Source organism: Candidatus Izemoplasma sp., from assembly GCA_036172455.1.
Classification (GTDB): Bacteria; Bacillota_I; Bacilli_A; order Izemoplasmatales; family Izemoplasmataceae; genus JAIPGF01.
This window is the reverse complement of record JAXKVY010000001.1, coordinates 125842-148635: the sequence shown is the minus strand read 5'-3', so window position 1 is coordinate 148635 and position 22794 is coordinate 125842. Positions and strand designations below refer to the sequence as shown.

Annotated in this window: 23 protein-coding genes; 19 read left to right on the top strand and 4 right to left on the bottom strand. The window is 34.9% G+C overall.

Annotated elements, in window-relative coordinates:
* Position 1: 1 nt before the first annotated feature.
* Both UMR38_00715 and UMR38_00710 read right to left on the bottom strand, forming a co-directional pair.
* On the bottom strand, positions 2 to 553 hold the full coding sequence (locus UMR38_00715) for a hypothetical protein (protein MEC9484379.1): 552 nt from the start codon (positions 551 to 553) through the stop codon (positions 2 to 4).
* Between the two features lie 5 nt (positions 554 to 558).
* Positions 559 to 1329: a hypothetical protein gene (locus UMR38_00710; protein ID MEC9484378.1), complete on the bottom strand. Its 771-nt coding sequence runs from the start codon at positions 1327 to 1329 to the stop codon at positions 559 to 561.
* 155 nt (positions 1330 to 1484) lie between these two features.
* On the opposite strand from UMR38_00710, the gene rpsU reads away from it, so the two are divergent.
* From rpsU to UMR38_00655, 11 genes are all read left to right on the top strand, one after another.
* Entirely contained in the window at positions 1485 to 1655 is a 171-nt protein-coding gene (gene rpsU, locus UMR38_00705) for a 30S ribosomal protein S21 (protein ID MEC9484377.1), read from the top strand.
* Positions 1656 to 1737: 82 nt separating this feature from the next.
* Positions 1738 to 2724, top strand: a complete 987-nt coding sequence (locus UMR38_00700; GenBank protein ID MEC9484376.1) for a PhoH family protein — start codon at positions 1738 to 1740, stop codon at positions 2722 to 2724.
* Positions 2696 to 3112: an rRNA maturation RNase YbeY gene (gene ybeY, locus UMR38_00695; GenBank protein MEC9484375.1), complete on the top strand. Its 417-nt coding sequence runs from the start codon at positions 2696 to 2698 to the stop codon at positions 3110 to 3112. The genes UMR38_00700 and ybeY overlap by 29 nt, the downstream gene beginning before the upstream one ends.
* Before the next feature lie 7 nt (positions 3113 to 3119).
* The gene (cdd, locus tag UMR38_00690; protein MEC9484374.1) at positions 3120 to 3512 is read left to right on the top strand and encodes a cytidine deaminase; all 393 of its coding nucleotides are present in this window, start codon (positions 3120 to 3122) and stop codon (positions 3510 to 3512) included.
* Positions 3512 to 4411 (top strand): GTPase Era, encoded by a 900-nt coding sequence (era, locus tag UMR38_00685; GenBank protein ID MEC9484373.1) that lies wholly within the window; start codon positions 3512 to 3514, stop codon positions 4409 to 4411. Before cdd ends, era begins: the two co-directional genes overlap by 1 nt.
* Before the next feature lie 8 nt (positions 4412 to 4419).
* A complete protein-coding gene (gene recO / locus UMR38_00680; GenBank protein MEC9484372.1) occupies positions 4420 to 5142 on the top strand; it encodes a DNA repair protein RecO in 723 nt (240 codons plus the stop codon).
* Between the two features lie 80 nt (positions 5143 to 5222).
* Positions 5223 to 6602 (top strand): glycine--tRNA ligase, encoded by a 1380-nt coding sequence (locus UMR38_00675; GenBank protein ID MEC9484371.1) that lies wholly within the window; start codon positions 5223 to 5225, stop codon positions 6600 to 6602.
* Between the two features lie 9 nt (positions 6603 to 6611).
* Positions 6612 to 8375, top strand: coding sequence for a DNA primase (gene dnaG, locus UMR38_00670; GenBank protein MEC9484370.1), 1764 nt, complete (start codon positions 6612 to 6614; stop codon positions 8373 to 8375).
* A complete protein-coding gene (rpoD, locus tag UMR38_00665; GenBank protein MEC9484369.1) occupies positions 8368 to 9606 on the top strand; it encodes an RNA polymerase sigma factor RpoD in 1239 nt (412 codons plus the stop codon). Before dnaG ends, rpoD begins: the two co-directional genes overlap by 8 nt.
* Position 9607: 1 nt before the next feature.
* Positions 9608 to 10276, top strand: coding sequence for a class I SAM-dependent methyltransferase (locus UMR38_00660; protein MEC9484368.1), 669 nt, complete (start codon positions 9608 to 9610; stop codon positions 10274 to 10276).
* Positions 10258 to 11031 (top strand): Nif3-like dinuclear metal center hexameric protein, encoded by a 774-nt coding sequence (locus UMR38_00655; protein MEC9484367.1) that lies wholly within the window; start codon positions 10258 to 10260, stop codon positions 11029 to 11031. Before UMR38_00660 ends, UMR38_00655 begins: the two co-directional genes overlap by 19 nt.
* Positions 11032 to 11062: 31 nt before the next feature.
* On the opposite strand, the gene UMR38_00650 is transcribed toward UMR38_00655, so the two are convergent.
* Positions 11063 to 11230, bottom strand: a complete 168-nt coding sequence (locus tag UMR38_00650; GenBank protein MEC9484366.1) for a 4Fe-4S binding protein — start codon at positions 11228 to 11230, stop codon at positions 11063 to 11065.
* A gap of 186 nt (positions 11231 to 11416) precedes the next feature.
* Between UMR38_00650 and UMR38_00645 the strand changes: the two genes are divergently transcribed.
* Positions 11417 to 11638, top strand: a complete 222-nt coding sequence (locus UMR38_00645; protein ID MEC9484365.1) for a YneF family protein — start codon at positions 11417 to 11419, stop codon at positions 11636 to 11638.
* A gap of 52 nt (positions 11639 to 11690) precedes the next feature.
* Here UMR38_00645 and plsY read toward each other — a convergent pair whose 3' ends face one another.
* Positions 11691 to 12296 carry a glycerol-3-phosphate 1-O-acyltransferase PlsY gene (gene plsY / locus UMR38_00640; GenBank protein MEC9484364.1) on the bottom strand — a complete coding sequence of 202 codons (606 nt, stop codon included), beginning with the start codon at positions 12294 to 12296 and terminating at the stop codon, positions 11691 to 11693.
* 146 nt (positions 12297 to 12442) lie between these two features.
* Here plsY and parE point away from each other — a divergent pair, with 146 nt between their 5' ends.
* From parE to UMR38_00605, 7 genes are all read left to right on the top strand, one after another.
* Positions 12443 to 14368 (top strand): DNA topoisomerase IV subunit B, encoded by a 1926-nt coding sequence (gene parE, locus UMR38_00635; GenBank protein MEC9484363.1) that lies wholly within the window; start codon positions 12443 to 12445, stop codon positions 14366 to 14368.
* 13 nt (positions 14369 to 14381) lie between these two features.
* The gene (parC, locus tag UMR38_00630; GenBank protein MEC9484362.1) at positions 14382 to 16907 is read left to right on the top strand and encodes a DNA topoisomerase IV subunit A; all 2526 of its coding nucleotides are present in this window, start codon (positions 14382 to 14384) and stop codon (positions 16905 to 16907) included.
* A gap of 131 nt (positions 16908 to 17038) precedes the next feature.
* Positions 17039 to 18109 carry a hypothetical protein gene (locus UMR38_00625; GenBank protein MEC9484361.1) on the top strand — a complete coding sequence of 357 codons (1071 nt, stop codon included), beginning with the start codon at positions 17039 to 17041 and terminating at the stop codon, positions 18107 to 18109.
* Positions 18110 to 18118: 9 nt separating this feature from the next.
* The gene (locus tag UMR38_00620) at positions 18119 to 18940 is read left to right on the top strand and encodes a hypothetical protein (protein MEC9484360.1); all 822 of its coding nucleotides are present in this window, start codon (positions 18119 to 18121) and stop codon (positions 18938 to 18940) included.
* Between the two features lie 16 nt (positions 18941 to 18956).
* Positions 18957 to 20609, top strand: a complete 1653-nt coding sequence (gene argS, locus UMR38_00615; GenBank protein ID MEC9484359.1) for an arginine--tRNA ligase — start codon at positions 18957 to 18959, stop codon at positions 20607 to 20609.
* Between the two features lie 34 nt (positions 20610 to 20643).
* On the top strand, positions 20644 to 22215 hold the full coding sequence (gene recJ / locus UMR38_00610; protein MEC9484358.1) for a single-stranded-DNA-specific exonuclease RecJ: 1572 nt from the start codon (positions 20644 to 20646) through the stop codon (positions 22213 to 22215).
* 61 nt (positions 22216 to 22276) lie between these two features.
* Positions 22277 to 22789, top strand: coding sequence for an adenine phosphoribosyltransferase (locus UMR38_00605; protein MEC9484357.1), 513 nt, complete (start codon positions 22277 to 22279; stop codon positions 22787 to 22789).
* Positions 22790 to 22794 lie beyond the last annotated feature (5 nt).

Below are 22794 nucleotides of genomic sequence, written 5' to 3'. Positions count from 1 at the left end.
ACTAACTTATTTTATAAGTAATTAAAATGCCTTCATGATCTAAGAAAATATCGTAATCCTTATCTGCTAAAATGGCGTCAGGTAAATGATGGAAGAACTGAATCATTTCATCTAGACACTGATAAGTATCCGTTAATTGTAAGATTGGTTTAACCCCTATGGTTAAATAAAATTTTTTAACTGTTTTACGCTCATTTTTGATAATAATCGTAAGTCGTTTACGGGATTTTTTTAACAATTTACTTTGCGTGTACTTAACAATCCGTGGTAACTCATCAATTTTATAAATAAAATATTTCTTAACTTTACGTTTTGCTCGGCGTTTTAACTTCTTATAGCTATTAGTGTTTTTTTTGCGTTTCTGTTTTGTGTATTCAACAAGCATCAACCCATTATACTTTTTCTTGCGTAATCGCTTTGATTTATTGACAAACCGCTTAACAATCGCATAATATAACATATTTTTAAAGAGTTTCTTAACAATAAAATATGAAATAATCACACCAATAATGGTGAAAATGATATAATCTGGGGATAATAAGATGTCAAGCATGTATGTCAACTCCTTTTAATCTGTTCGCTACGCTCAAGTATTGTTGGTAATGCGAACGCAGTAAAATATAAAACAAACGTTAAGAATGAACCAAAAATACTCAGTAAAATAAGATATATTGGATGAATGTCAAATGCACCGATTGAGATCATCCTCCCAAATTCATAAAACCACTCTAATGGTGTTCCTTTCTCGGGATGTTGTGTATAAAAATAATTACTTGGTTGATTGAGTAAACTGTTAAATAGATTATTTATTATAAGGCCACTGAAAAATAGAACTAACATTGTTCTCAATGTTTTTAAATACGTTTTGAAAGTCATCTGAATAAAGCCTACCATGTAAGCCCAAATGGTAACCACAGAGATTCCGATATGACCTAGAATGTAAGCTAACCCTCTAAAATTTATAATCGTTGTGTAGTTTTCTAATCCATTGGCAAAAACAACTGATAGATAAGCTGGAATTAAATTAAGAGTGAAGGCAAGCGCAAAGGCAGTATTATTACGTTTGTAAAATGCATAAAGGAGTACAATATTCGCAAAGTGACACACTTGTAAAGGTACAAGTTCATAATGAAAACTAAATCCCTTATTCATCCAAATCTCTATATTTCTTAACACCAGTAGACCAACTAAAATAGTTGATAAAATGATCCCTACGCGTCTATTCTCTTCTTTGCCATTATCTTTCGTTAATTGATAAAGGATAATAATCAATAAAACGGGACTAATTATCATAAATATATGTAAAGGACTCCACATCATAAATGTCATAAGTACAACCTCCAGTATCATGACTATTATATTAAATATTGTCGTGAAATACAATAGGAACTATCGTGAACATCCCTTAGAATCAAATAATCTTTACTTTTAAATCAGAGTTTGATATTATAAAATAGTATTGTCGAACGAGAGGAGGGTCTAAGATGCCTAAGACAAAAGTTAAAGAAAATGAATCAATTGAATCTGCATTGCGGCGTTTCAAGCGTGATTTGTCACGCTCAGGCACTCTCGCTGAAGTTCGTAAAAGAAAGTACTATAAATCAAAAAGCGATATTCGTAAAGAAAAACGTTCAAAACTCCAAAAACGTGGTTAAATAACGGTAATTTTTTACCGTTATTTTTTTCGCTTAACGCCTAAAATGTGTTATAATATTGTCATGATAGGAGATGGATAGTTTGAAGAATTTACATAAATTAGCTGTTCAGTTTCATTCTCTCGATGTATTCCGAATGATAGTAGGACATAATGATGTGCATTTGAAATTATTAAACACCTTATATGATACGGATATCTACAGTAAGGGAGAATCTATTTTTGTTGATACAGAAGACCAAACTGTAATCAATGAACTTGAACGATTATTTAAAATCTTAATAAAGATTGCAGAAAAACACATCCAAATAGCTGAACGGGATATAATTTACATCGCTAAATTGGTTGGCGAGCATCATGAAGAAGAGATTATTGACATCTATATTAATCGTCACCTCATCACAAAAACAATGAATGGACGACCAATATATGCAAAAACCATAAATCAAAAACTTTACCTAAAAGCAATTGAAACAGATGATTTAATTTTTGGGATCGGACCTGCAGGAACGGGGAAAACCTATGTCGCTGTGATTCAAGCTATAAGTAAGTTACGCAGTGGAGACACCAAAAAAATCATTTTAACACGACCAGCGGTAGAAGCTGGTGAAAAGTTAGGGTTTTTACCTGGTGACTTAAAAGAAAAAATCGACCCATATTTACGACCGTTATATGATGCACTTTATGAAGTTTTAGGCACCACCCAAACTGAGGAATTAATCGAAAAAGGCGTCATTGAAATAGCCCCTCTTGCGTATATGCGCGGCCGTACATTAGAAAATGCGTATGTCATTTTAGATGAAGCACAAAACACAACAACTAATCAAATGAAACTCTTTCTAACGCGACTAGGGTTTCGGTCTAAAATGATTGTTACGGGAGATATTACTCAAATTGACTTGCCAAGAAAAGATCAATCGGGACTGATTCAAGCGACAAATCTTTTAAAGAACATTCCTGGTATATCAATCGTAAAATTCGATCGCATTGATGTCATCAGACATCCACTCGTTCAAAAGGTCTTAAAGGAATATGAGAAATATGAGAATAAATATTATAAATTCTTATGATGAGAAAAATTATTTAACTGTTCTAGATCCTGTCTTTCAAAAAGCATCTAACATGTTACATTTAGAGAGTGATATTTTATCTATTGTTTTAGTCGATAACAAAACGATTCATGATATGAATAAAACCTATCGTCATAAAGATTATGCGACCGATGTTTTAAGCTTTCCCGATGGTGAGAATCATCATCTTGGTGATGTCATCATATCGATTGACAAGTGCCATGCGCAAGCGTTAGAATATGAACACAGTTTTGAAAGAGAACTTTGTTTCCTAGCCGTTCATGGCTTATTACACTGTTTGGGTTATGATCACCAAACAAACGAAGAAGAATCTGAAATGGATACATTAGCACAATCCATTTTAAATCAATCAAATATAAGAAGGTAGGTATCTTATGGATAAACTCTATGAAGCAGCAAAAAAAGTATTACCGAATGCGTATGCAGGATATTCAAAATTACATGTTGCCGCTGCATTAAAACTAAAGAATGGCGATATTATTACTGGCGTAAATGTTGAAAATGCGTCTTTCGGTCTAACAAATTGTGCTGAAAGAACAGCGCTATTCACCGCTTATACAAAAGGTTTTCGCAAGGAAGATATTGAAGAGATAGTTATTACGACAAATAAAGATGATATTATTTCACCGTGTGGTGCCTGTCGTCAAGTGATGGGCGAACTTATGGAACCTCATGCTAAAGTTCATCTCATTAGTGCCGATGGTAAAAAACAATCTTTGGAAAACAAAGATTTGCTACCATTTGCCTTCCAAAAGGAAGATTTATAGTGTTCAAATCTGGCTTTGCCACCATCATTGGACGACCAAATGTCGGAAAATCAACATTTGTTAATACGGTTCTTGGTAAAAAGATTGTCATTACAAGTGATAAACCTCAAACAACCCGAAATAACATTTCGGGTATTTACACGTCTGACTCATCACAAATTATATTTATAGATACACCCGGCATTCATAAACCCCATCATAAACTCGGTGAGTACATGACTAAAGAAGCATTAAACACATTGAGAAGCGTTGATTTAATTTTGTTTATGGTTGATGCTTCAAGAGGCTATCAATCGGCAAATGAATATATTATCAATGAATTAAAACAAGTGGATGTTCCGGTTTTCTTGTTATTAAATAAGGTTGATTTAATTAAAGATATCCCTAGACTCCATGATGATGTACAAAAGTATAAAAAAGCCTATCCTTTCAAAGGCATCTTTTCAATCAGTGCGTTAAAAGGAGACAATGTTGATAAGTTAATTAAAGATATTGAGAATGAACTAGAAGAGGGACCTAAATATTACCCCGATGACCAAATAACGGATCATCCCGAGCGTTTTATTGTCGGTGAGTTAATTCGTGAAAAAGTCTTACAGCTTACCCATGAAGAAGTTCCGCATAGTGTCATGTGTCAGGTGGATTATTTAGAGTATGATGAGAAAAATCCAAAACTTTTGAATATTCATGCCTCTATCATCGTCGAGCGTGAAAGTCAGAAAGGGATCATTATCGGTAAGAATGGTCGGATGATCAAACGCATTGGATCACTAGCACGTAAGGATATTTTACATCTACTCGGGAATAAAGTCTTTTTAGATTTGCATGTTAAAGTCGTTAAAGATTGGCGCAACAAACAATTTCACTTAAAGAACTACGGATATACAAACGAAACATAGGTGATTACATGAAAGAGATTGAAGGGTTTGTCTTACAATCAATTGATTACAAAGATAACCATAAAATACTCTATTTGTATAGTGCTTTAGGGCATCATACTTTGTTGGCGTATAATGTCAAAAAAATGAATAATATCCAACGCTTTTTAAGTCAGCGTGGATCTTTAATTCAGTATAAAATACCTGAGAAGCCAATGGCACCCTTGAAAGACGGTGAGTTAATAAATGCCTACGATACCATTAAAGAAGACCCCATTGCCTATACACGGATGTTACATATTTTAGAATTGGTCCGTCACGTCATTGATGATCATTCCAATCACGAAAAGATGTTTCATTTCATTAAAAAAATCTTTAATCATATGAACCGACAACTAGATAGTGAGCTTTACCAATATATATTTGAGTTGAAACTACTCCATTTTATCGGCTATGGATTGAATTTTAAAGCCTGTAGTATATGTGGTAAAAAAACAAACTTAGTTTTTCATCCAAGTAGTGGCGGCGTTATTTGCAAACAACATGTGAAAGATTTTTCAGTGAGTTACCCGTATGATATTTATGAGTTATTAGCGCATCTTTATTATATTGATGTTGATCACGCTAGTCCACGAAACTTAACACACAAACAACGCATCCAAATAAAAGAGATTATTACGTTACTCTATGATGAATTTGTTGGTTTTCACACAAAATCGAGTAAAATCTTAGAACAAATGCAAAAAATCTAAAGAGCTTGTCTCTTTTTTTTAAAAGGTGTGCTATAATATAAACTGCAGTATTATGTCTACTTAACAATCAGGAGGTTAATATGAGTCGTATTACTATGGAAGAACTAGTCAATTATGCCAAGAATTATGGATTCGTTTATCAAGGTAGTGAGATTTATGGCGGCCTTGCGAATACATGGGACTATGGTCCACTTGGTGTATTGTTAAAACAGAATATTAAAAATGCATGGTGGAAAAAATTTATTCAGGAACATCGCCTAAATGTTGGGGTAGATAGTTCGATTTTATTGAATCCAAAAACATGGGAAGCAAGTGGCCATGTTGGTGGTTTCTCAGATCCATTAATAGATTGCAAAGAATGTAATACCCGTCATCGCGCTGACAAATTAATTGAAGATGCCTCAGATGGCGATATTGTTGCCGATGGATGGAGTAATGAACAAATGATGTCATATATGGAAGAACATGAAATCACATGTCCAAATTGTGGCAGTGATAATTTTACTGATATCAGAGAGTTTAACTTAATGTTTAAAACCTCACAAGGCGTTATTGAAGATTCTAATAGTGACATATACTTACGTCCTGAAACAGCGCAAGGAATCTTTTTAAACTTTAAAAACATTCAACGTAGTTCACGTAAGAAAGTACCGTTTGGTATCGGACAAGTTGGAAAATCATTCCGGAATGAAATTACACCTGGAAACTTTATTTTTAGAACACGCGAATTTGAACAATTAGAGCTTGAATTTTTCTGTAAACCAGGTACCGAATTAGATTGGTTTGATTATTGGAAAAACTATTCGTTCAATTTTTTGAAAACATTAGGCATCCATTCGGATCACATTCGGATGCGTGACCATGATAAAGAACAGTTATCTCATTATTCAAATGCTACAACGGATATCGAATATCGATTTGACTGGGGATTTGATGAATTATGGGGTGTCGCATCACGAACCGACTATGATTTACGACAACACCAAGAGTATTCATCGCAGAATTTAACCTATCATGACCCAGACGATAATACAAAATATCTGCCGTATGTCATTGAACCATCATTAGGGGTAGAACGCCTATTCTTAGCTCTATTAAATGACGCCTATACAGAAGAAACCTTAGACAACAATGAAACGCGCATCAATTTACGTATAGCACCATTTTTAGCGCCATATAGCGTTGCGGTATTACCATTAATTAAAAAATATCATGGTGAGAAAGCCAAAGAAATGTTTGACTTTTTAAGTGGTTATTTCTCAGTTACCTATGATGAACGTGGCAAAATCGGAAAACGGTATCGCCGTCAAGACGCCATTGGAACACCATTTGTACTAACTGTTGATGATGATGGTGTTAAGAATGATGTTTTTACCATTAGAGACCGCGACACGATGGAACAAATTTCATTAAGTAAAGATCAATTGATTACATATCTACACACAAAGTTACACTACTAAGGAGGCAATATGGCCAGAATTGACCAAACGAAAATCCAAGAGATTTTAGATAAGACAGACATCTTGGATGTGATTGGTGAACACGTAGCTCTTTCTAAAAAGGGAAAGAGTTATTTTGGCTTGTGTCCATTTCACGAAGAAAATACCCCATCTTTCTCCGTAGAACCGACACGTAAAATCTATAATTGTTTTTCATGCGGTGAAAAAGGGAATGCCATTACGTTTTTACAAAAAACCAAAAATATGCATTATGTAGATGCGGTAAAAGATTTGGCAGATCGGGCAAATATTACATTAGATATTGATACCAAAGCTTTTGTTAACCCACATCAAACGTTATACAACATCAATCAAGAAGCAAAGCAATTTTATCAATTTTATTTATCTAGCACAAAATCAGGTAATGAAGCTAAACAGTATTTGGCTAACCGTGGTATCACTGAAGACATTATGACAACATTCCAATTAGGTCTTGCCCCAAATGAATATGACTTATTAACCAAAACATTGGTGGGTAAAAACTTCTTAGAAGCAGACCTTATGGATTTAGGCTTAACTAAAGAAAGCAAAAACGATCAGTTTTACGATCTCTTTAGAAAACGGATCATCTTTCCTATTATTGATGATAAACAACAGGTTTTAGCGTTTTCCGGAAGACTTTATCATGGAGAAGAAAACCAACCAAAATATATCAACTCACCACAAACAAAAATCTTTACAAAAAGTCAAGTCTTATATAACTTAAATAACGCACTTTCTGCGATAAAACGACATAATCGAGTTATCCTACTAGAAGGATACATGGATGTGATTGCTCTTTATCGTATTGGCATAAAAGAAAGTGTTGCTAGTATGGGGACAAGTCTTACTAAAGAACAAGTTAACTTATTAAAACGCTATACAAACAACGTTACGATTTGTTATGATGGTGACAGTGCTGGTTTAGATGCCACAGAACGGGCTATTAGACTGTTACATGAGGCAGATGTGTCTGTCAAGGTGGTTGTGTTAGCTGATAGCTTAGATCCTGATGATTACATTAAAGTACATTCTAAAGAAGCTCTTATTAAAGCGATTAATGATGATTGGATAGATCCGATTGAATTTCGCTATAATCGTTTCCAAGCACAAACTGATTTTACAAAAATGTTAGAAATTGAACGCTTTAAAAAAGATGTCTTTAACTTAATTAAAACCTTGCCACATACAACAATTGATACGTATTTAGAAAAACTGAGTCAAGATGCGGACTTAAAACTAGAATCCATCAAACAAGACTTTACTCAGTATACTAAACGACAAGTCAGTAACATTCAAAGACAACGTCGCAATGATATACCAATTGATAGCAAATATGAAATTGCAGAACGAAAACTTATTAATTATTTCATTACTGATGAAAAGTATTTAAACCGATTCCAACATGATTTAGATGATATGCTTTATATCAATCAAATTACACGTGATATACGTCATGCGATTGAAGATTTATACTATTTTAGTGAGGATCCTAACTATACATCGATTACACTAGAAGAATTATATCACGCACTAGAGCCACACCAAATCGCATATTATGAAAACAAAATCGCATACGATAAAGAAATCCAATCAGAAGATGAATTTTTTGATTTCATCGCAACCCTGAAGGAATATGAAATCAAAATGCGAATTGAAGATTATAATACTCGAATTAAAGAAGCGCTAACAATTGAAGAAAAAATTAAGTTAGCCAAAGAAAGACAGAAATTAAAGGAGGATTTAAATGGATAAAAACAAGATTATTCAAGAATTAGTAGGTGTTAGTAAACTCAAAGGGTATGTGACAGTCAAAGAGGTTGAAAAATTTGTCAGTGACGATACCGATGAGTTTGATGAAATTATTGATGCATTAGAAGCAAAAGATATCGATGTTGTAAGTGAAGAAGAAATGGTGACCTATACATTACCAACGATCGATGGTGATGATGACGATGATGAAGATGATGGATTAGATCCAAGCATCGTACTTGATTTAGATTTCACTAAAGATATTGAAGAAGAGTTAATGAATGATAAATCATTTGAATCGCAAGTTTCTGTCAAAGTTGATGATCCAGTAAGAATGTATTTAAAAGAAATAGGACGGGTTGACTTACTTGATAGTTCACAAGAAGTTGAACTTGCCACAGCCATTGTCAACGCTGAGGAAGCTAAAGAAAAATATGACAAAATGGTTGAAGAAGGGGAAGATATAAGCCCTGAATACAAACTTGAAGTTGAACAAACAATCTTTCAAGGTGAACTCGCGAGAAATAAATTAGTCGAAGCCAACTTACGGTTAGTTGTCTCAATAGCAAAACGATATGTTGGTCGTGGTATGCAGTTTCTTGACTTAATCCAAGAGGGAAATATGGGACTCATGAAAGCTGTCGGGAAGTTTGATCATACCAAAGGATTCAAATTCTCAACCTACGCAACATGGTGGATTAGACAAGCTATTACACGGGCAATTGCCGATCAAGCAAGAACGATTCGTATCCCTGTTCACATGGTTGAAACAATCAATAAGCTTGTTCGTACACAACGACAATTAATTCAAGAATTAAAACGTGAACCACATCCAGAAGAAGTCGCAGAACGAATGGGTATTAGTGTAGAAAAAGTTCAAATCATTCAAAAAGTAGCCCAAGAGCCGATTTCTTTAGAAGCACCTGTTGGTGAAGAAGAAGACTCCTCATTAGGTGATTTTATTGCTGATCCAGATACCCCAACACCAATGGAATTCACGTCAAAAGAAATGTTAAAACGTGAACTTGCAGAAGTGTTAGAAACATTGACAGACCGTGAAGAAAAAGTCTTAAGAATGCGTTTTGGTCTACTAGATGGACATAGTCGAACATTAGAAGAAGTTGGCCGTGAATTTGGTGTTACACGCGAACGTATCCGTCAAATTGAAGCCAAAGCATTACGTAAATTACGTCATCCATCTCGTAGTAAAAAACTTAAAGACTTCATGGGATAATATGCGTTTAAGTAAACGGCTTAATATCTGTCTTAAATATACGGATGGATTTTATCACCTAGCTGATATTGGCACAGATCATGCCAAAGTTCCGATTGCAGCAGTAAATAAAGGATATGTCGTTAAAGCGCAAGCCATTGACAATAAACACGGCCCTTATGTCATTGCTTATAGCAATGTTAAAAAGGCAGGCTTATTAGACCGAATCACGGTCAAATTATCAGATGGCTTAGCCGATATTGAACAGGATACTGATGTGGTTATTATCAGTGGGATGGGCGGTATCACCATTCGTGATATCATCTTAAATGGTCCAAGATATAACATTAAACGCTTTATTTTACAGCCTAATGATAACACAGAAGCCTTGCGCCGTTCATTACAATCAATCGATTATACAATTGTCGATGAACTTGTGTTTGCGGACAAGGATAAGTTGTACGACCTGATTGTGATTGAACCAGGCCAAGCAGAATATACCGATTTAGAATATCAATTTGGTCCTATCAATTTACGCCAAAAACCACATTTCTTTGAACAAAAAATCAACAAAGAACTGTCATATCTGACAACTGTTATCAATCATTTAGATAATCCTGACGAACATCCAGACTTACTCCAACGACATCAGTCATTAAAGGAGGCTCTCGCATGGAAAGAACCACATTAAAAACAATCCTCGATCAACTCTTTAAACCCGAGATTGCCTATGAATGGGACAATGTTGGTTTGCAAGTTGGAGGACTCAATAATATCACAAATATATTAGTGACACTCGATGTCACTTTAGATGTTGTCAATGAGGCTATTACAAATAACTGTAATCTTATTGTGGCGCATCATCCCTTACTATTTAAACCACAAAAAAAGGTATTAAACAATACCCCTTTAGGAGCAATTGTTCATGCGCTTATTAAAAATGATATTGCGTTATACATTGCCCATACTAATTTTGATCTATTACCAAATGGTATGAATACGACATTAGCTAATTTGTTGCATCTAAACAATCAAACTGTCTTAGATCCTATTGAAGAGACACATGGGATTGGCGTTATTGGTACTATTGACAAAGCATTACCCGTCTTAGATGTAATTGAAGAGGTAAAAGATGCCTTTAATTTACCAAGTGTAATGTATGTCGGTGACACCGATAAAGCAATCAAAACAGTAGCGATTGTTGGAGGGAGTGGGTCAAGTTTTATTGATTTAGCCCATCAAAAAAGCGCTGATTTGTTCATTACAGGTGATGTGACATATCACCATGCATTAGAAGCTAAAGCGCTTGGACTCGCGTTACTTAATGTAAATCATAATATTGAACAATATGGTGTCGTCCAAATGGAAAGAATGTTGATTGATGCATTACCTGAACACACCATAATACTTAGTCAAATAGATACCAATCCGTATAAAAACCTATAAAAAAAGAGGCAAACGCCTCTTTTTTATATGATTAAACTTCGATGATAGCCTCCACTGGACAAACTACCTCACAAGCACCACAATCGATACACGCATCTTCATCAATAACGAAAATGTCTCCTTCGCTGATACAATCTACTGGACATTCAGCGACACATGCAGCACAAGCGATACAATCTTCTGTAATTCTTCTAGCCATAATATATTCCTCCTTTTCCTATCTCATTTATTATTTTACGAAATTATCCGCTGTTTGTAAACCTATATTTGTATTTTTTTACCTTATTTACAATGTTTATATTTGTTGAAAGATTATATGATTAGACTTGTTTTTATCTAGTATATACTGTAAAATAAAATAGAGAAAATCAAAGGAGTGAAAGATATGACTATTAGTGTATTAGGATTTGTATTATCTTTAGTTGGCGCATTGCTTTTAGGTGCTGCTTTAGGATTCTTTTTATCACAACGTTACTTTAAAAAATATTTAAAAGATAACCCACCTGTCAATGAAAAAATGATTCGCGCTATGATGACACAAATGGGACGTAAACCATCTGAAAAACAAGTTCGTCAAGTAATGCAATCAATGAACCAAGCAAAATAATAAAATAAACGATACATTGCACCTTATGCATTGTATCGTTTTTGTTTTTACCTTATATCCAACTAACTTTTGGTTCAATCCCTTGAGATATATTATGGTAGTTCTTTTTATGACGGAACATAATCAGTAGCATCAAGAGACCAAAGTACAGTAACATCTGATAATCCTGTACAACGAGTGCGATAAGAACCGCTGTAACTGCCGCAGCTGTAGATGCTAAACTAACATACTTCCATAGTTTTAAGACCAACATAAAACCTAAAAACATAATGAATGCAAATAATACATTATATCCAATGGCAATACCAACTGTACAAGCTACAGCTTTACCTCCTTTAAATTTCAAGTAAACAGGGAATGCATGCCCAATCGCAGCCGCAACCCCATAAGCTAATGGGTGTAATAAATCATAGCCACCCAAAAAGTTTGTATGCATTAATAGCAGTACAAGAAGCCCACCCTTTAAACCATCTAAAAGAATAATTAAAATACCTACATGTTTTCCTAAAAAGCGTAAAGCATTTGTTCCGCCAGGATTACCACTCCCATGTTGGCGAATATCAATCCCTTTAATTTTCGTCCCTAAAATTACTGAAAAAGGGATTGCTCCAATTAAGTAAGCAATAAATAATAAGCCATATTTTAATACTATTTCCATAACCAAAATCAACTCCAGAAGTCATTTATACATCATTATATCATATGAAAATAAAAAATACAGTACTAAAATATATTTCATTTTGATATAATGACTAAGATTTGATATAATTAGTAAGAGTTAATATTGAATAGGATGTGCAGAAGATGAATAACACAACAAATGAGTACAATGCAGAGTCAATTCAAATTCTTGAAGAACTAGAGGCAGTGCGTAAACGACCAGGGATGTATATCGGTAGTACAGATGCCCGTGGCTTACACCATCTAGTTTGGGAAATTGTTGATAATGCCATTGATGAAGTATTAGCTGGCTACGGAGATAAGATCTCAGTCATCATCAAAGAGGACAATAGTGTCGTCGTTGAAGATAATGGTCGCGGTGTGCCAGTCGGTGCCCATTCCAGTGGGAAAAGTGCTGTAGAAATTATATACACACGGTTACATGCTGGTGGTAAGTTTGGACAATCTGGTGGCTATAAAGTCTCTGGCGGTCTACATGGTGTCGGGGCAAGTGTTGTGAATGCCTTGAGTGAATTTGTCGATGTTACGATTTATCGTAACCAAACAATTCATCATATTCGCTTTAGTGAGGGTGGCACCAAAGTGACACCTCTAGAAGAACTGGGCAATACCCGTAAATCAGGAACCATTGTTTGGTTCAAGCCAAATAGTGAACTCTTTTCAACCTCAGTGTTCAATTTTGAGATTATTAAAGAACGTCTTCGTGAGAATGCATTTCTTTTAAAAGGTCTTCAAGTAGAACTTATTGATGAACGCTCAGACACAACAGAATCATTCCATTATAATGATGGGATTATTTCGTATGTTGATGTCATTAATGAAAACAAAAAAGCCATTCATGATCCTGCCTTTTTAGAAGGTACTGCCTTAGATATAGAAGTTGAAGTAGCCTTTCAATTTACAAAATCATATTCAGACCAAATCATATCCTTTGTAAATAACGTCCGTACACGTGATGGTGGAACTCATGTGACAGGGTATAAATCCGCTTTAACAAAACTATTCAATGATTACGGCCAACGCGTTGGCCTCATTAAAAACGGTATGCGGTTAGAAGGTGCAGATATAAGAGAAGGACTTACAACCATCCTTTCCATCCGTATTCCTGAACAGTTGCTACAATTCGAAGGACAAACCAAAAATAAATTAGGTACCCCTGAAGGACGTTCCGCAGTCGAACAGGTCGTATCTGAGAAAATGACTTACTTTTTTGAGGAAAACAACAATTTAACCTATACGTTAATTGAAAAAGCCTTAAAAGCTAAACAAGCACGTGATGCGGCTCGTAAAGCGCGTGAAGAAGCCCGTCTAGAGAAAAAGACCAAACGTCGCGAGACCAATTTATCAGGTAAACTCGCACCTGCTCAAGGTAAAAATCCTGAACGCAATGAACTGTATTTAGTTGAGGGCGATAGTGCCGGCGGCAGCGCAAAACAAGGTCGTGACAGACGATTTCAAGCGATATTACCACTACGTGGGAAAGTAATTAATACTGAAAAAGCTAAAATAGAAGATGTCTTGAAGAACTTAGAAGTTAACACCATTATTCATAGCATAGGAGCTGGATTAGGACCGGATTTTGATCTTGACAAATGTAATTATGATAAAGTTATTATTATGACCGATGCTGATACGGATGGTGCTCATATTCAAGTCTTATTATTAACCTTTTTCTTCCGCTATATGCGTGAATTGGTTGAAGCAAATAAGGTCTTTATTGCCTTGCCACCGTTATATAAATTAACGCGGAAGTATCGTAATAAGAATATCATTGAGTATGCATGGACTGATGAAGAAATGGATGCCTTACTAAAAGAACATAATTCCTTCAGCATTCAACGATTTAAAGGATTAGGGGAAATGAACGCCGATCAATTATGGGAAACAACCATGAATCCTAACACGCGTACCTTAATTCAAGTGACCATCGATGACTTAGCTGATGCAGACCAACGAATAAAAATCTTAATGGGAGATAAAGTTGAACCACGTCGTGAGTGGATTGAAAATAATGTAACTTTCTCTTCTGAAGATGACTTTCAAATTTAGGCGGTGAACAACATTGGCAAAATCAAAATTAAAAGCATTAGACGATTTTATTGATCAAAACATACTCAAAGAAAACTTAGAAGATATTGTTGGTGAACGCTTCGCACGTTATTCAAAGTACATAATTCAAGACCGTGCATTACCAGATGTCAGAGATGGATTGAAACCTGTACAACGCCGTATATTATATGCGATGTATAAACTTGGAATGTTTCATAACAAACCTTATAAGAAATCTGCGCGTATCGTTGGTGACGTTATCGGGAAGTATCACCCACATGGTGATAGCTCTGTGTATGATGCGATGGTAAGACTATCACAACCATGGAAGACGCGTACATTACTTGTTGATATGCATGGTAATAAAGGCTCTATCGATGGTGATAGTGCTGCTGCAATGCGGTATACTGAAGCCCGTATGAGCAAAGCCAGTGAAGAGTTAATTCGCGACATCGACAAACGTACAGTTGACTTTATCCCAAACTTTGATGATGAAGAATATGAACCAACAGTTCTCCCATCACGGTACCCTAACTTATTGTGTAATGGAGCACAAGGGATTAGTTCAGGATACGCAACTGAAATCCCCCCCCATAATCTAAAAGAAATTATCAACCTTGTTATTAAACGACTTAAAGACCACGAACTTACGATGGAACAAGCGTTAAAAATCGTGAAAGGTCCAGATTTTCCAACGGGTGCAATAGTACAAGGAAAAGACCAAATCAAAAAAGCTTTTGAAACGGGTCGAGGACGAATCATTATTAAATCAAAAACACATATTGAAGATCAAAAAATTATCGTAACTGAATTACCTTATGAAGTGAATAAAGCTAATCTTGTACGGAGAATTGATCATATCCGGATAAAAAAACATATCGATGGGATCGAAGAAGTTCGCGATGAATCGGATCGTCATGGTTTACGGATTGTCATCACTGTTAAAAAGACATTTGATCCGGAAGTCATCGAAAACTTTTTACATAAAAAAACGAATTTAACAAAATCCTATAACTATAACATGGTTGCGATTAGTAATAAACGACCAAAATTAATGGGATTATTCGAAATTATCGATGCGTATATTTTACATCAAAAAGAAGTTATTACAAACCGTAGTAATTATGAGCTTCATAAAGCGAAAAAACGACTTCATATTGTTGATGGTATTATCCGCATGGTTGATATCGTTGATCAGGTTATCAAAATCATCCGTGCTTCGAAAAATAAAAAGGATTCTAAGAAACAATTGATTAAGCGTTTTGAGTTTACAGAAGAACAAGCAGAAGCAATTGTTACATTGCAATTATATCGTTTATCAACAACGGATATTACAGCTTTAGAAGGCGAAAAAGCAGATTTAAATGAAACAATTGATCAATTAAATAAAATATTAAAGAACGAATCTGAACTTGAAGATGTTATCATCAAAGAACTACGTGCAACACGCAAGCTATTACAAACCGATCGATTAACAGAAATTGAGGATGAGATTGAAAAAATTACCATCCAAGAAGAAGAACTTGTTGCTGATGAACAAGTGGTTGTTGGTGTTAGTAAAGATGGATATATTAAATCAACATCAATTCGTTCATACCGTGCGACAGAAAATCAAAATCTAAAAGAAACAGATTCTTTACTCTTTGAAGAAGAAGTATCAACTATCGATACATTATTACTGTTTACTAATAAAGGGAATTATATTTATCTTCCTGTCTTCAAAGTTCCAACCTATAAATGGCGTGAGTTAGGAACGCATATTAATAATATTGTTCAATTAAATGATGAACATATCATTAAAGTCTTAGCTGTCCCGGACTTTGAAGTCTCAATGCAACTGTTATTTGTTACACGTGACAATTTAATCAAACAAACTGAGCTAAGTGATTTCGATGTCTCTCGATATTCAAGAACAATCCGTGCCTTATCACTAAATGAAGGTGATGAAGTTGTGTCTATTGATACCACTGAAACACAAGATCGTGAAGTCTTAATCTTAAGTGAACGTGGCCTTGGATTGCGCATGAACTTAGATGAAATACCCGTTACATCAACCTCCGCAAAAGGGGTAAAAGCAATGAATATTGCACCAAAACATAAACTCAGTACCGGTATTATTCTAAAAGCCCATCATGATTTGTTAATCCTTACTAACAGAGGCACCATTAAACGGGTTGATCTCACGACAATTGAGAAGAAAAAACGCACCAATAAAGGTGTTCAACTTTACAAAGTGGTTAAATCAAATCCATATCTTGTGGTTGATGCGTGCTTAATGAATGCAACACAGTACAAAAACCGTGCAATGATCCGTATTAATACAAATACAGGCTTTATTGATATCAGTGCATTTGACATTAAAGTTGATCGGACAGAGAATGGTCGCCACTTCTTAAACCCTGAAGATGGTGAACCGCTCTACATGCAAATTGAGGATGTAGAAGAAGATGACACGATCCCACCATTAAGTGATTACGAAAAAGAAGATGACCACGAAACAATTCAACAAAAATTATTTGATGAAGAAAACGAAAAGTAGCGATTCCGCTACTTTTTGTACTGATTATACTCAAATTTATAGTAATGACTACAAATAAGGTTGAATTTCTTCCAAAAACAGCCTAAATATAGTAAACTATTAATATCAATGAAAAGATTGGAGGACATCTAATGAAATGCCTTAGAAACATTGATCGTACACAAATTCCGAATGATATTATTATGCAGTATATTAAGGTGTACCAATCAATTGGTACAAACCAAGAAACACACCAAATTTTAAGTGATGATTATGAAACAATTGTCATCCAAACAATTAAAAATGATGTTTATTTCTTTGCCAAAATGTTTGATATTGATGTCTCTAATCGACGTTTTAAATCACTGGTATTTAAAGACGTTAAACCCAAAAACAAAGATGAACAACTCATTAAAAACTTGAAATTAGCATTTCACAAAATTCATGATGATATCTCGACATTTGAACTTTTAACCAATGAAATTCAAGACTTAATGCAGTTTTTATATACTGATATCATCCCTAAAAAACATTGTCAATTCCGGAAACTAAATGATGACATTAAAGCTCCAACCTTATTAGACAAAACCTATCGAAATACACGTGACGTACTCGATCAGGCTGTCGATTTGTTCAATGAAGCACTCAAAGAAGAAAGCTATGAAGTCAATTATCTGATTGTAAATTTCTATATCGATTTTATTCATATTAAGCCATTTTATGATAAAAATGAAGAAATTGGTATGCTTCTCATTTATATTTTATTACTTGCAAATGGCTATGAAGTGTATGAATATGTGAGCTTTATGAAACATATACATCAACATCAAGAACAACTTAAACAAGTTGTTTTACAGTCATCTTTTAATTACTCTGAAGGGTTAGCTCAAGTATTGCCATTACACCGCTTTTTACTCAAGCAAGCGATTGAATCTTATCAAACCTTACGGTACTTAGTTAGAGATTACGAATTCGATAAACACTTAAATAAAACCAATAATATTGAAAATACAATCCTCAAGTTCGAAGAGATATTCAGTAAAGATGACCTCAGACAAAAACATCCATTCGTCTCAGACTCAACTATTAATAGAACATTAAGACGATTGCGTGATGAAGGTGCAATTAGGCCAATTGGTAAAGGCCGAAGTGCGAAATGGATGCGACTTACAAAACCAAAAAAACAACAATTTAAGTTTGAGCAACTTGATTTAAAAATATAGGGTAAGATGATGGATAAAACAGTTGATCGACTATTAGAAAACGCCTTAAAAGAAGAGGTCCCTAATGGTGATATTACATCAGAACTATTACTCTTTCATTCTACAGCTGAAATAACCATTCATGCGAATAGTAACGGAATTGTAAGTGGAACACAATTTATCAAACGATTGTATGAGATCATTAACCCTGAGATTGTCTTAAAAGTGATCAATGACCACGGCGTATGGGTTGATTCAGGTACGATTATCATGATTATTCATGGACCGGCATGTGATGTACTAAAAGGATTAGGCATTGCGAAAAACTTCCTTAAGCGTCTAAGTGGTATTGCGACCTTAACACATCATTATGTAAACTTACTGAAGCATACGGATACTCTTTTATTAGATAATCGTCTAACGACGCCTAACTTTAGAGTATTTGAAAAAGCTGCTGTAATTGATGGTGGTGGGATTAATCACCGTTTTACATTAAGTGATTACTGTGTGATTACAAAAGATCACTTAAAAGAATATTCAACCATCGAAGCTGCCGTCTCACATGTCTTAAAACACTTGTCCACAGATGTGAAAGTTGAAGTAGTTGTTGAAACAATAGAGGATTATATAGCTGCCTCAAAGACGGCATGTGATATTATCAGAATCCATAATATGTCGGCTCAGATGGTTGAGAAATGTCTTGATTATGCCCACGATAAGCTATTAATCGCAACGCATGAAAATACAGATACTCTCATAAACGATATTGGTCATAGCGGGATTAAGTTTATTATGATCCCAGAAATCACTGAAGACTATACACTATTTAACATTACTGTCCAAATTCAATAAAAGAGGTGCACATTAAATGAATTTATTAAAACTTCAAAACACATTAGAAAATAGCATTATTAAAGCCTTAAAAGACCTAAAGTATTATGATGATACAATCATGATTACTATTGAAACGCCAAAAGATAAAAGCAATGGTGATTTATCAACCAATGTCGCAATGCAATATGCGCGTGTCGCCCGAAAAGCACCACGCAACATCGCAGAAGACATCATTGAAACGATGGATATGACTAACCTCCCGATTGATAAAACCGATATTGCCGGGCCTGGATTCATTAATTTTTACTTAAAAGATACGGCTTTACATAACGTGATTCCAACCATTCTTAAACAAGGTACCACCTACGGAAACTTAACCCTTGGAAAGAACACCAAGGTCAATATTGAGTTTGTAAGTGTTAACCCAACAGGGGCATTACATATCGGTCATGCCAGAGGTGCCGCAGCAGGTGATAGCTTAGCACGTATCATGAAAAAAGCAGGGTATGATGTCACAAAAGAATATTATGTTAATGATGGCGGAAATCAAATTCATACATTAGCAAAAAGTATAGAAGCACGGTACAAACAATTGTTTGATATCGATGCCAAAATACCTGAAGATGGCTATCATGGAGAAGATATCATCACAACCGCAAAAGCCTTTAAAAACATGTACGGTGATAAATACATCAAAGAAGACGGGTATGAGATCATCAAAACATTTGGTGTTGAGACCTTACTAGAGAGACTAAAAGTTGATTTAAACCATTTTGATGTCTCTTTTGATGTCTGGTTTCACGAAAAAGAACTATATAAAAATCATGATGTTGAATTAACTGTTAAACTGTTAAAAGATAACGGTTATACATATGAAAAAGATGGTGCTGTTTGGCTAAAAACCACGGCATTTAACGATGAAAAAGATCGCGTTATTATTAAAAGTGATGGCTCTTTCACCTATTTAACACCAGATATTGCCTATCATCATAATAAAATAAAACGTGGATATGACAAATTAATCGATATTTTAGGTGGCGATCACCATGGTTACATCGATCGTCTACAAGCAGCCATAGAAATTGTCAGTGGTAAGAAAGATATCTTAGATGTTGAAATCTTACAAATGGTTAAAGTGATCCAAGATGGTGAAGAAGTTAAAATGAGCAAACGTAGTGGTAAGGCAATTACCCTCAGAGACTTGCTTGATGAAGTCGGTAAAGACCCGATTCGGTATTTCTTTGCGGCAAGAAGTTTAAACACACAAATGGACCTAGATTTAGATTTAGCCATCCGTAAGACAACGGAAAACCCTGTATATTACGTACAGTATGCAAGTGCACGGATTCATAGCATCTTCAGACAAGCTGAGAAACAAAATCTCAGTTATGATGACACGCTCACAACATTCACAACACTTGATAATGATAAAATCAATGAGTTATTATCTCTATTAGCTGCTTATCCTGAAGTGATTGAATCTAGCGCAAAAACTAAAAGCCCTCATAAAGTTACGACCTACATTCACAAATTAGCAACCGCATTCCACAGTCTATATAATAGTGAAAAATTCATCACAGATGACACAACTAAAACAATCGAACATTTAACCTTAATTAAAGCCTTACAAATTGTCCTTGAGGATGCCTTACACTTAATTGGTGTTTCAGCCCCCGAACAAATGTAAGGAGTCAACATCTTTCCTAAGTTAGGAGAATACTATGAGTAAATGGAAAATTAAAAATCCAGATCTAAATGTTAGCGAACTGGTCAAAACAATTTATAGCGCTCGAGGGGTCAGTGATTACCGACAATTGTTCGCCTTAAACGAACAAGACTTTAATGATCCTTACGCCATTAATGATATGCAAGTGGCGGTAGATCGAATCATGCAAGGGATTGAACAAAAAGAAACAATTCTAGTTTATGGCGACTATGATGTCGATGGTATTACGAGTACTTATTTGATGTATGAGACTATCCGTACATTAGGCGGAAATGTCAGTTATGATATCCCTAATCGCTTTGTCAATGGGTATGGGTTAACACAAACCAAAACATATGATATTATTAATGAGGATGTTGATTTAATCATCACCGTTGATAATGGCATTAAATCACATGATGAAATTGACATTTTTGAACAAAATAATGTTGATGTGATTGTGACAGATCACCATGAAGTAGAAACGACATTACCCCATGCCACAGCTGTATTACATACAGATTTATCCGATTACCCATTTAAACCACTTGCGGGTGTGGGTGTTGCCTTTAAATTGAGTATGGCCCTACTCGGTGAAGATGCACTTGAGTATACCGATTTAGCTGCTCTCGGAACAATTTCGGACATGATGCCATTAATTGATGAAAACAGAGCAATTGTTAATGTCGGCCTTAGACATTTAGGACATTCAAGTAATATTGGCCTACGAACCTTAATGGAATTTTTACACATTCAGCAACCAAGTGTTGCTGATGTTCAGTTTCTAATCGCTCCAAGACTCAATGCCTGTGGGCGAATGAAATCAGCTAAAATTGCCGTTGAATTGTTACAAAGTAAAACAAAAAAAGAAGCATTGAATACGATTCAACGTATTGAAGACATCAACACTAACCGAAAAGCCCTAACAAAACGCTTATATGATTTAGCAAAACGTACAGTTGATACAAATAAGCCAGCCATTATTGTACACTCACCACAAATGCACGAAGGTGTTGTCGGTATTGTGGCTAGTCGATTGGCTAATGAATACGGTAAAGTAGCAGTCGTACTTAAGGAAGAAGAATTTACCTATAAAGGGAGTATTCGTTCGTATACAGGCGTTGATGTCTATTATATCCTTACCGAATTAAGTGGATTATTACTACGTTATGGCGGACATCAAAGTGCTGCCGGACTCGAATTTAAGAAAGAACATTTAAATACTTTTATCGAAGATTTTAATTCCTATATTCCAAAAGCAAAAACACATCACATCATTGAAGCTGAAGGAAAACTACAGATTGATGAAGTAACACTAGATACTATTTACTCACTTGAACAATATGACTTAAAAGATGCCTTATTTGTGTTTGATAACTTGTATGCCCATCAAGCCTATTTAATTAAAGGCGAGCATACAAAACTCATCATCAATAATGATTGCGAAGCGATATTCTTTAATAATAAAGCTTTATATCACGCTATTAAAGATCATCGTTATGTTGCTTTATTAGGGCGTCTTGACTACAATACCTTTAGAGGGCGCACAAAAAAACAAATCATAATAGAAGATTTTGAACTGATTTAACAATTACTTTTTAAGTAAACTTTGATATAATAAAACTACGAAAAATAAACGGAGGCGTATCATGAATTTAAAAGACTATATTGCAAATGTACCAGATTTTCCCAAGAAAGGCATTCAATTCAAAGACATTACTCCTTTAATTGGAGATGGGAAAGCATTTCAATATGCCACGCAACAATTTGTTGATTTTACACAAGAAATCAACGCCGATATTATTGTTGGACCTGATGCTCGTGGATTTATCTTTGGATGTCCAGTTGCCACTCAACTTGGACTTGGATTTATCCCGGTAAGAAAACCTAACAAACTACCACGTGAGACCATCAAATACAGCTACAACTTAGAGTATGGGTCAAATACTTTATGTCTACATAAAGGCGATATCAAACCCGGAGAACGCGTATTAATCATTGATGATTTATTGGCGACAGGTGGGACGATTGAAGCCACCATTAACTTAGTTCAAGAATCTGGCGCAGAAGTCGTTGGGATTGCATTTTTAATTGAACTTACTGCTTTAAACGGACGTGAAAAACTGAAAGGCTACAATGTTAAAACATTAATGAGTTATTAGAAGGT